Annotated in this window: 9 protein-coding genes and 3 tRNA genes; all 12 read right to left on the reverse strand. The window is 59.1% G+C overall.

Annotation, left to right across the window (positions count from 1 at the left end; genetic code table 11):
- Positions 1-135: 135 nt before the first annotated feature.
- A tRNA-Thr gene (locus PMI16_RS22120) sits at positions 136-210 on the reverse strand.
- Positions 211-258: 48 nt separating this feature from the next.
- Positions 259-332 (reverse strand) — tRNA-Gly (locus PMI16_RS22125).
- Between the two features lie 61 nt (positions 333-393).
- Positions 394-479 (reverse strand) — tRNA-Tyr (locus tag PMI16_RS22130).
- Between the two features lie 84 nt (positions 480-563).
- Entirely contained in the window at positions 564-1,835 is a 1,272-nt protein-coding gene (locus tag PMI16_RS22135; RefSeq protein ID WP_007883785.1) for an AmpG family muropeptide MFS transporter, read from the reverse strand.
- Positions 1,836-1,989: 154 nt separating this feature from the next.
- Positions 1,990-2,592, reverse strand: a complete 603-nt coding sequence (gene metW, locus PMI16_RS22140; RefSeq protein WP_007883787.1) for a methionine biosynthesis protein MetW — start codon at positions 2,590-2,592, stop codon at positions 1,990-1,992.
- On the reverse strand, positions 2,589-3,728 hold the full coding sequence (gene metX, locus PMI16_RS22145) for a homoserine O-succinyltransferase MetX (protein WP_007883788.1): 1,140 nt from the start codon (positions 3,726-3,728) through the stop codon (positions 2,589-2,591). The genes metW and metX overlap by 4 nt, the downstream gene beginning before the upstream one ends.
- A gap of 279 nt (positions 3,729-4,007) precedes the next feature.
- Positions 4,008-5,801, reverse strand: a complete 1,794-nt coding sequence (gene ptsP, locus PMI16_RS22150; RefSeq protein WP_007883790.1) for a phosphoenolpyruvate--protein phosphotransferase — start codon at positions 5,799-5,801, stop codon at positions 4,008-4,010.
- A gap of 197 nt (positions 5,802-5,998) precedes the next feature.
- Positions 5,999-6,268 (reverse strand): HPr family phosphocarrier protein, encoded by a 270-nt coding sequence (locus tag PMI16_RS22155; RefSeq protein ID WP_007883792.1) that lies wholly within the window; start codon positions 6,266-6,268, stop codon positions 5,999-6,001.
- Positions 6,269-6,333: 65 nt separating this feature from the next.
- On the reverse strand, positions 6,334-6,741 hold the full coding sequence (locus PMI16_RS22160; RefSeq protein WP_007883794.1) for a PTS sugar transporter subunit IIA: 408 nt from the start codon (positions 6,739-6,741) through the stop codon (positions 6,334-6,336).
- A gap of 37 nt (positions 6,742-6,778) precedes the next feature.
- Positions 6,779-7,726, reverse strand: a complete 948-nt coding sequence (gshB, locus tag PMI16_RS22165; protein ID WP_007883796.1) for a glutathione synthase — start codon at positions 7,724-7,726, stop codon at positions 6,779-6,781.
- 32 nt (positions 7,727-7,758) lie between these two features.
- A complete protein-coding gene (gshA, locus tag PMI16_RS22170; RefSeq protein WP_007883797.1) occupies positions 7,759-9,054 on the reverse strand; it encodes a glutamate--cysteine ligase in 1,296 nt (431 codons plus the stop codon).
- A 251-nt stretch (positions 9,055-9,305) separates the two neighbouring features.
- A partial coding sequence (amt, locus tag PMI16_RS22175) for an ammonium transporter (RefSeq protein WP_034381878.1) occupies positions 9,306-10,696 on the reverse strand: 1,391 nt, incomplete at its 5' end.

The raw sequence follows: 10,696 nt of genomic DNA on the forward strand, positions 1-10,696 counted from the left end.
GCGGCTTGGTCCGCTCGAATTTGCCTTTTGCCATCTTAGACTCCTAACGATTGATGAGAATGTTCAGGCAACGCGCCCGATCGACTTGCTGACTTGCTGAAGCGCTAATTGCTGTCACAACAACTACAATACAACTGGTGCCCTTGACGTGGATTGAACACGTGGCCTCTCCCTTACCAAGGGAGTGCTCTACCACTGAGCTACAAGGGCCTACCTGCCAATTGCGCCAACAACCAAACGGCGCAACCGGACAAAACTTGGAGCGGGTGAAGGGAATCGAACCCTCGTCATAAGCTTGGAAGGCTTCAGCTCTACCATTGAGCTACACCCGCGAGGAACTGCATCGAACTACCTACCGCTTCACAACCGCAACACATGCAAACAATCCCAAAATGGTGGAGAGGGCTGGATTCGAACCAGCGTACTCGTAAGAGGGCAGATTTACAGTCTGCTGCCATTAACCACTCGGCCACCTCTCCGCGCAGGGAACTCAAAACTATAGGCGAACACCCATCCCTTGTCAACTAAAATACGAAAGACAAAGCAATATTTTTTACCGATTACTACTTCAGGATCTCCACGCTCGCTGCCGGGCGATGCTCGACATGGTTCCACGGGGCAATTTTTATCAGCATCAGCATGCCCGGCAAAGCCAGCACGAAGCAAAGGATGAAGAAGTTGAACCATCCCAGATCGGCCACGATGTAACCGACCGAAGAATTGACAAAGGTGCGCGGCACCGCCGCCAGACTGGTGAACAAGGCATATTGCGTCGCCGTATAACGGGGGTCGGTCTCGCGCATGATGTAGGCGACAAACGCCGCCGTCCCCAATCCCACGCCAAACGCCTCAAAACCGATGACTGCCGCCAGCACCACCGTGTCGGCGCCGATCTGCGCCAGCCAGGCGAATCCGAGAATGGCGACCGCCTGGATCACGCCGAAGATCCACAAGGCCTTGTTGATGCCCAGGCGTATCATCCAGATGCCGCCGACGATGCCGCCCACCACGCTGGCCCACAGGCTGGTTGTCTTGGAGACAACGCCGATCTGCGTCATGGAAAAACCGAGGTCGATGTAAAACTTGGTCGCCAGCGCCGTCGCCATGCTGTCGCCGAGTTTGTACAGGAAGATGAAGGCCAGCACCCACAGCGCCGAGCTCCAGCCGCCACGCGTCACGAACTCCTGAAACGGCAGCACCACGGCTTCACGCAGGCTTTTCGGCGGCGTTCCGTAGACCTTCGGCTCTTTCACCAGCAAGGTACAGATCAAACCCGGCAGCATGAAGGCGGCCGTGATCCAGAACACGCTTTGCCAGGCCATCAAATCGGCCAGCACCAGCGACAAGGCTCCCGGCACCATGCCGGACAGCTTGTAGGCATTGACGTGGATGGCGCTGCCCAGCCCGAGCTCTTCCTCCGGCAGGATTTCGCGGCGATAGGCGTCGATGACGATGTCCTGGCTCGCAGACAGGAAAGCCACCACCGACGCCATGAAGGCGATCGTGCCGACCTGGGTCTGCGGATCCAGCATCCCCATGCCGCCGATGCCGAGAAACAGCGCGATCTGCGTGAAAAACATCCAGCCGCGCCGACGCCCCATCTTGCCGAAGTGGAAGCGATCCATCAGCGGCGACCACAGAAATTTCCAGGTATAGGGAAACATCACCAGCGCGAACAGACCCAGCGCCTTGACGTTCAGTCCCGACTTCGCCAGCCATGCCTGCAACAGGCTCAACAGGATGAACAGCGGCAGCCCCGATGAAAACCCCAGAAACACGCAGATCAGCATGCGACGGTTGAGATAGCTGTGCCACGAAATCGGGGATGGGGTCATAAAGAGACAATGAGAGGCAATGAAGACGATTCAATAATGCACAAGGCACGCTGGCCCTAACTCCGCCCATGGCGATGCATGAACGCAGGCGTCTGCGGAGTATAAGGAATTTGCCGGCGCCGGTCTGCTTTTCCGACGCGGCGGCCGGAATTGACTACTTCTTTTTCAGACGGAAAACAGCCAGGCTGCCGCGCCAGTTCGGCAAGAACGTAATCGGCTTGCCTTCGTGCAGCGCGACGCATTCGAGCACCTCCAGACCGACTTCGTTGGCCAGTTCTTCGAAGTCCTTGATGGTGGCGCAACGCAGGTTGGGCGTGTCGTACCACTCGTAAGGCAGCGTCTTCGACACCGGCATGCGTCCGCGCAGCAGGGCCACGCGATGCGACCAATAGGCGAAATTGGGAAAAGACACGGTGGCTTCGCGCCCGACACGGGCGATCTCGCGCAAGATGCCCTCCACGTCCTTGACCATCTGCAGGGCCGACAGGCACAGCACCGTGTCGAAGGCATTGTCTTCGAACATCGCCAGGCCGCCCTCCAGATCCTGCTGGATCACGGAGACGTTGCGCGCCACGCACTCGGGAATGCGCGCATCGTCGATCTCGATGCCGTAACCGCTGCAAGCCTTGTCGGTCTGCAGGTAGTCGAGCATCACGCCGTCGCCGCAACCGACGTCCAGGACCTGGGAGCCGGCGCGAATCCAGTGGGCGATGAAGGCGAGATCGGGGCGTAATACGCTCAGTTCAGGGAAATTCATGCGCACTCCTCCTGAGCAATTTCAGCCCACACGCGTTGATAATATTCACGCAGCAATTTCATGTAGCGCGGGTCGTCGAGCAGGAAGGCGTCATGGCCGTGAGGCGCATCGATTTCGGCGTAGGTCACGCGGCGCTTGTTGCTGACCAGCGCCTGCACCATCTCGCGGCTGCGTTCGGGCGAAAAGCGCCAATCGGTCATGAACGACGCCAGCAGAAACTGCGCCTTGGTATTGGCAAAAGCCTTGGCCAGATCGCCGCCGAAATCGCGCGCCGGATCAAAGTAATCGAGCGCCTTGGTGATCAGCAGATAGGTGTTGGCGTCAAAGTAGGTCGAAAATTTGTCGCCCTGATAGCGCAAGTAAGACTCGATTTCAAAATCGATGCCGAAGCCGAACTGGTACTCGCCCGAACGCAGGTCGCGGCCGAATTTTTCCGCCATGTCGTCGTCGGACAGATAAGTGATGTGTCCCACCATGCGCGCGACGCGCAGGCCGTTTTTCGGCACCACGCCGTGCGCGTAAAAATCGCCGCCATGGAAGTCCGGATCGGTCAGGATGGCCTGGCGTGCAACGTCGTTGAAGGCGATGTTCTGGGCCGACAACTTCGGCGTCGACGCAATGACGATACAGTGACGCAGGCGATCCGGGAACATCATGCTCCACGCCACCGCCTGCATGCCGCCGAGCGAACCGCCCATGACGGCAGCAAATTGCGCGATGCCGAGCCGGTCTGCCAGACGCGCCTGCGCATTGACCCAGTCCTCCACCGTCACCACCGGAAAACTCGCGCCGTAAGGCTTGCCGGTGGCCGGATTGGCATGCATCGGCCCGGTCGAGCCGAAACAGGAACCGAGATTGTTGACGCCGATGACAAAGAACTTGTCGGTGTCGAGCGACTTGCCCGGACCGACCATGTTGTCCCACCAGCCGACATTTTCCGGATCGTCGGCGTAAACGCCGGCAACGTGATGCGAGGCATTGAGCGCGTGGCACACCAGCACGGCATTGGACTTGTCGGCATTGAGCGTGCCGTAGGTTTCATACATCAGCATATAGTCGGCCAGCGACGTCCCGTTCTTGAGCGGCAAGGGCTCGGGAAAATGCATGATTTGCGGCGATACGATTCCGATCGACATGGGCTCTCTTTGTAATCTCGCAGTTAAACCATCCACAGGCAAAGCCATGGATTAAAAACAAAAAAGCCCGGAAGCTTGCGCTCGCGGGCTAAATAATGGGCTTGTCTGATACTGCTCCAAGCTCGCTTTAGCCGTATTTAGATGGAACCTGGGTTCCGGCGCCCGCAAGCTGAGGTTTGGATAAACCATTCAAATCGGCGCAGTGGTGTAAGAATAACCAAGTCGACGCATGCCGTCAAACCACGATTGACGACATGCCATTGCAGCAACGCCGACAACTCAGCGGCGACGCGCGGCTGCCGCCTTGATCTCCGGCTCGGCGTTGAGCGTGCGCAATTGCTCCATGGCGGCTTCGATCACGGACGGCTCGGTGGCTTTCAACACCTTCTTGACCTGCGGCTCCAGCAGCGTCAGGTCGCTGTTGAGGATTTCCTGCTTGACCGACAGCAGCTGCGACGGGTGCATGGAGAATTCCAGCAAACCCATGCCCAGCAACAGACGCGTCCACTTCACATCGCCGGCCATTTCACCGCATACGGCGACGGGAATTCCCGCCTTGCGGCCCATCGAAATCACGCTGGACAGCAGAAACAGCACCGCCGGATGCAGCGGGTCGTAAAGATGCGCCACTTCGTGATCGACGCGATCGATCGCCAGCGTGTACTGGATCAGGTCGTTGGTGCCGATGGACAAAAAATCGAGACGTTTGATAAAAATCGGCAAGGCCAGCGCGGCTGCCGGGATTTCGATCATGGCGCCGATCTCGATGTCTTCGTCGAATTTCTGCTTGCGCTGACGTAATTGCTCTTTGGCCTGCTCGATCAGGGCCAGCGTCTGATCGACCTCGAAGGCGTGCGCCATCATGGGAATGAGCAGCTTGATCGGGCCGAACGCGGAAGCGCGCAGGATCGCCCGCAACTGCGTCAGGAACATCTGCGGCTCGCTCAGGCAGTAACGGATCGCGCGCAAACCCAGGGCCGGGTTCAGGGCCGTTTGTTCATCTTCGTCCAGCGGCTTGTCGGCGCCGACGTCGAGCGTACGGATCGTGACGGGACGCCCCTTCATCGACAGCACGGTCTGGCAATACGACTCGAACTGTTCGTCTTCGGAAGGGAATTTTTCCAGATGACCGGCACGCCCCATGAACAGGAATTCGGAACGGAACAGGCCGACGCCGTTGGCGCCCGCTTCCAGCGCAGGCGCGCTGTCGGTCGGCAACTCAATGTTGGCCAGCAGGGTGATTTCAGTGCCGTCCTGCGTGATGGCGGGCGTTTTCTTGAGGCGGCCGAGTTTCTTGCGGTCGCGCAGCATGCGCTCCTGGCGCGCGCGGTATTGTGCCAGCACCAGCGGCGACGGATTGACGATGACCACGCCGGCGTCGCCATCGATGATCAGGACATCTTCTTGCTTGACCAACGCCGAAGCGTTGTTCATGCCGACCGCGGCGGGAATGTCCAGGCTGCGGGCGACGATGGCCGTGTGCGAGTTCTGGCCGCCCAGGTCGGTGACGAAACCGCCGAACGCGCCATCGCGGAACTGCAGCATGTCGGCCGGAGAAATATCGTGCGCGACCACAATGATGCTGGCGGTCGCGCCATCGCCGCCTTCGGCCGGCGGCAAATTGATCGCACTGCCGGTGAGCACCTTGAGGACGCGATCGCCGACTTGCTGGATGTCGGCCTTGCGCTCGCGCAGATAGGTATCCTCGATCTCATCGAACTGCGCCGACAGTCCGTCGATCTGCGTCACCAGCGCCCACTCGGCGTTGTAATAACGATGACGGATGATATTGAGCGGCACTTCGGCCAGCATCGGGTCGGACAAGATCAGCGCATGGACGTCGATGAATGCGCCCAGTTCGGCCGGCGCGTCCTTGGGCAATTCGCTGCGAATGGTCTGCAACTCCTGATGGACCGTGGCGATAGCGTTTTTGAGGCGCAGCACTTCCGCCTCGACCTGGTCGTCGGGAATGAGGTAATGCTTGACGTCGAGAGCGGCGGGAGCGAGCAGATGCGCGCGGCCGATCGCGATGCCTTTTGAAACCGGAATACCGTGTAAGGTAAAAGATGCCATCGCGTTTGTCTCCTGCGTTATTTGTTATGCCTTGATATAAATCATGATCGCGGTAGCTCTCAAAACCTTACCGGACAACGCCATGTTTGGCAATCATGCGGAAAATAAGAGGGAACAAACAGGAAAAATTCGATATTTAAGACTGGCTTGCGATGACGCGCTGACGATGCAGAATGGGCGCCATCGCCTGCAAAGCCTTACTGGCCTTCGCCGAAACGATCGTTGATCAGCGCTTCCAATGCAGTGAAACAATCCTGCTCGTCGTCGCCTTCGGTTTCCAGCAAGACCACACTGCCCTTGCCCGCCGCCAGCATCATCACGCCCATGATGGATTTGGCGTTGACGCGGCGCTTGTTGAAGGTCATCCAGACCTCGCACTTGTATTTGGACGCCAGTTGCGTGAGCTTGGCCGACGCGCGGGCGTGCAAACCGAGCTTGTTGATGATTTCAAGTTCTTTTTGAATCATGGAAATTCTTTCTTTGTTCTTGTCGATTTGGGACAAACACCGCCAGCGCTATATTGCCAGCCTTCTTATTGGGAGGAAACACGAACCCGATTGTCCACGCGCACGGCCCCGCTCTGACCTCCGGCCAGCGCCATTTCCATGACGACGTCAAGCGTGTCGTTGCGATACGTCAACGCGCGCAACAGCATCGGCAGGCTAATGCCGGCGATGACTTCCACGTTGTCGATGGCGCACAGATAACCGGTGCAGTTGGAAGGCGTGCCGCCCATGACGTCGGTGATCACCAGCACGCCGGAACCGTCGTCGAGACGGCTCACGGCTTCGGCTGCGAGCTTTTGTACTTCCGCCGGATTCTGGTCGGCGATGACGTCAATGGCTTCGATGCGTTCCGGCAAACCACGGAATACGTGCGTTGCCGCCGCGATGAAAGCCTGACCCAGCGGGGCATGCGTGAGGAGAAGGATACCGACCATGAATTTCTACGATATGTACGTTGCCAGGCCGAGAGCGTTAGCTGCCTGCGACTGCAGTTTCCAGCGCATCGACGAACATGGCGGCAACATCGAAGCCGCTTTGCTGCGTGATTTCCTGGAAACAGGTCGGACTGGTGACATTGATTTCTGTTAAATAATTGCCAATAGCGTCCAATCCTACCAGTAACAACCCCCGCTGCGCCAGAATCGGCGCCAACGCTTCGGCAATTTCCAGCTCGCGCGGCGAAATCGGCTGCGCGACGCCGAGACCGCCGGCCGCCAGATTGCCGCGCACTTCTCCACCTTGCGGAATGCGCGCCAGAACGTGCGGCACCACTTTACCGCCAATCAGCAGGATGCGCTTGTCGCCCTTTGAAATTTCCGGGATGAAACGTTGCGCCATGATCGTGCGGTTACCGTTGTCGGTCAGGGTTTCAATGACCGAACCCAGGTTCATGCCGTCCTGGCCGATACGGAAGATGCCCATGCCGCCCATGCCGTCGAGCGGCTTCAGGATCACGTCCTTGTGTTCGGCGTGGAAAGCGCGCAAACGCCCGGCGTCGCGCGTGACCAGCGTCGGCGCGGTGTATTGCGGGAATTGCGCAATGGCCAATTTTTCGTTGTGGCTGCGGATCGCTTCGGGCTTGTTGAAGACGCGCGCGCCCTGCTTCTCGGCCAGCTCAAGCAAATACGTCGTATAGATGTATTCCATGTCGAACGGCGGGTCCTTGCGAATCACGATGGCATCGAATTCGGACAGGAAAGTCGAGGCCGGCGCGTCGGCGCGGTACCAGTCGTCGGCGTCGCCGGTGAGCGTGATTTTGGCCACATTGGCGGTCACCAGGCCGCTTTCCAGCACGATGTCGGTCTGCTCGAAGGCATAGATGGCGTGGCCGCGCCGGGCGGCTTCGCGCATCATGGCGAAGGTCGAGTCCTTGTAGGTCTTGAACGTGTCGAGCGGGTCGGCCAGGAAAGCGATTTTCATGAAATGTCCGTCAAAAATGTCAGGCAACTAATTTAATAGACTTCCGGATTCGGATCGGTCTTTTCCATTTCCAGCGACGCCGCCAACAGCGCCAGACGCGCCACCACGCCATACATATAGAAGCGGTTCGGCGCCGCGGTGCCCGGCTTGGCTTGCAAATCCGGCAAGGCGTGTTGCTGCTGGAACGCCAGCGGCACGAAATGGGCGCCCGGCGCGTTCAGGTTTTCGTTGACGTCGCGGTCCGCATGCACGCGGTAAAAACCGCCGACCACGTAGCGGTCGATCATGTAGACCACCGGCTCGGCCACGGCTTCGTTGATGCGCTCGAAGGAATGCACGCCCTCCTGGATGATCAGTTCGCTGACTTCCAGGCCTTCCTTGCCGACCGCCATCTTGCTGCGCTGCTTGCGGTTCAAGTCCTTGACCTCGCTGGCGTCCTTGACGGTCATGATACCCATGCCGTAGGTGCCGGCGTTGGCCTTGACGATCACGAAGGGCTGTTCCTTGATGCCGTATTCCTTGTACTTCTTGCGGATCTTCGACAGCAGGCTGCTGACGTTGTCGGCCAGGCAATCGGAGCCGGCGTCTTCCTGCAAACTGAGCTCGCCGCATTTGGCGAACAAGGGATTGAGCATCCACGGGTCGACGTCGACCAGCTTGGAGAACTTCTTGACCACGTCGTCGTAGGCGGCAAAATGATTGCTCTTGCGGCGCACGGCCCAGCCGGCATGCAGCGGCGGCAGCACGTTTTGCTCGTCGAGGTTTTCCAGCACCGACGGGATGCCGATCGACAGGTCGTTGTTCAGCAGCACCGTACAGGGGTCGAAGTTTTTCAGGCCGAGGCGGCGGCCGTTCTTGGAACGCTCCAGCGGCTCCAGCGTAATGGTGCTGCCATCGGGCAAGTCGATCTGCCTGGGCTTTTTGATGTCTTCCAGCGTGCCGAGGCGCACATTGAGGCCGGTCTGGCGGAAAATCTGCATCAGCCGCGCGACGTTTTGCAGGTAGAAGCTGTTGCGCGTGTGATTTTCGGGAATCAGCAGCAGGTTCTTGGCATCCGGGCAATATTTTTCAATCGCGGCCATGGCGGCCTGCACGGCCAGCGGCAGCATCTCCGGCGACAGGTTGTTGAAGCCGCCCGGGAACAGGTTGGTGTCTACCGGCGCCAGTTTGAAACCGGCGTTGCGCAAATCCACCGAACAATAAAACGGCGGCGTGTGCTCTTGCCACTCCATGCGGAACCAGCGCTCGATCGCGGGAGTGGCGCCCAGAATTTTCTTTTCCAGGTCCAGGAGCGGACCGTTGAGGGCGGTGACAAGATGCGGAACCATAAAAGACCTTCTGCGCGTGCTGGGTAGCAATAGAGACGAAATAGCGGTCGGAGAATCGATAACAAAACCGACAGGAACCGGCCATTTTAGCGGGATTCTTGCTATTACGTCGTTAGCCGTCCGGCAATATCTGGTGGAGAGGTCATTTACTTGGTGGCGTTGTCGTTTTTTTAAAGCCCCATAAAAAAAGCGCCCGGACCTGAGATCGCGGGCGCTTCTGAAAGGAGCCGCAAGGGCTCCCGGGACAAATTTTACGAGTGGTAAGCCGATTCGCCGTGGCTGGAGATGTCCAGACCTTCGCGCTCTTCTTCTTCCGTCACACGCAGACCGATGACGATATCGACCAGCTTGAAGGCGATGAAGGAGACCACGCCGGAGACGATCACGGTGGTCAGCACGCCCTGGAACTGAATCCAGACCTGGCCGCCGATCGAGTAATCCGGAGCGACTGCGTTGGCAACATAGTCGTAGATACCTGTGCCGCCCAGGCTAGGCGCAGCGAACACGCCGGTCAGGATCGCACCCAGGATACCGCCCACGCCATGCACGCCGAAGACGTCCAGCGCATCGTCCGAACCCAGGATCTTCTTGAGACCGGTAACACCCCACAGGCACAGCAGACCGGCGATCAGACCCAGGACAACCGCGCCGCAGACACCGACGAAACCGGCTGCAGGAGTAATTGCCACCAGACCGGCAACCGCACCCGAAGCTGCACCCAGCATCGAAGGCTTGCCCTTGCCGACCCATTCGCCGAAGCTCCAGGACAGGACTGCGGCAGCCGTTGCCAGGATGGTATTGACGAAGGCCAGTGCTGCGCCACCGTTGGCTTCCAGAGCGGAGCCTGCGTTGAAACCGAACCAGCCGAACCACAGCAGCGAAGCGCCGACCATGGTCAGAGTCAGGCTATGCGGCTTGAAGGCTTCCTTGCCGAAACCGACGCGCTTGCCGATCACATAGGAACCGACCAGACCGGCAACCGCAGCGTTGATGTGCACCACGGTGCCGCCGGCGAAGTCCAGCGCGCCCTTTTGGAACAGCCAGCCGGAGATTGCAGTTGCCTTCTCGCCGGCAGCAGCATCGGTGAATGCATCCGGACCAGGCCAGAACCAGACCATGTGCGCCATCGGCAGGTACGAGAACGTGAACCAGATGATCGAGAACACGATCACGGCGGAAAACTTCACGCGCTCAGCGAAGGAACCGATGATCAGCGCCACGGTAATCGCAGCGAACGCGCCCTGGAAGGCCACGAACGACAACTCGGGAATCACCACGCCCTTGCTGAAGGTTGCCGTATTCGAGTCGCCGGTCAGACCATGCAGGAACAGACGATCGAAGCCGCCGAAGAATGCGCCGCCTTCCGTGAACGCAATGCTGTAGCCGTAGACGAACCACAGGATATAGATCAGCGAGAAAATCACGAAACATTGCATCAGCACGGACAGCATGTTCTTGCTGCGGACCAGGCCGCCGTAGAACAGACCAAGGCCTGGCAGTGTCATCAGAATCACGAATGCGGTGCAAATCAGCATCCATGCGGTGTCGCCCTTGTTAGGAACAGGCGCTGGCGCAGCAGCCGGAGCTGCAGGGGCTGCGGGTGCAGCAGCTGCGGCGGCCGGAGCTGCTGCCGGTGCAGCTG

Origin of the sequence: Herbaspirillum sp. CF444 (genome assembly GCF_000282135.1) — a bacterium.
GTDB lineage: Bacteria > Pseudomonadota > Gammaproteobacteria > Burkholderiales > Burkholderiaceae_D > Herbaspirillum.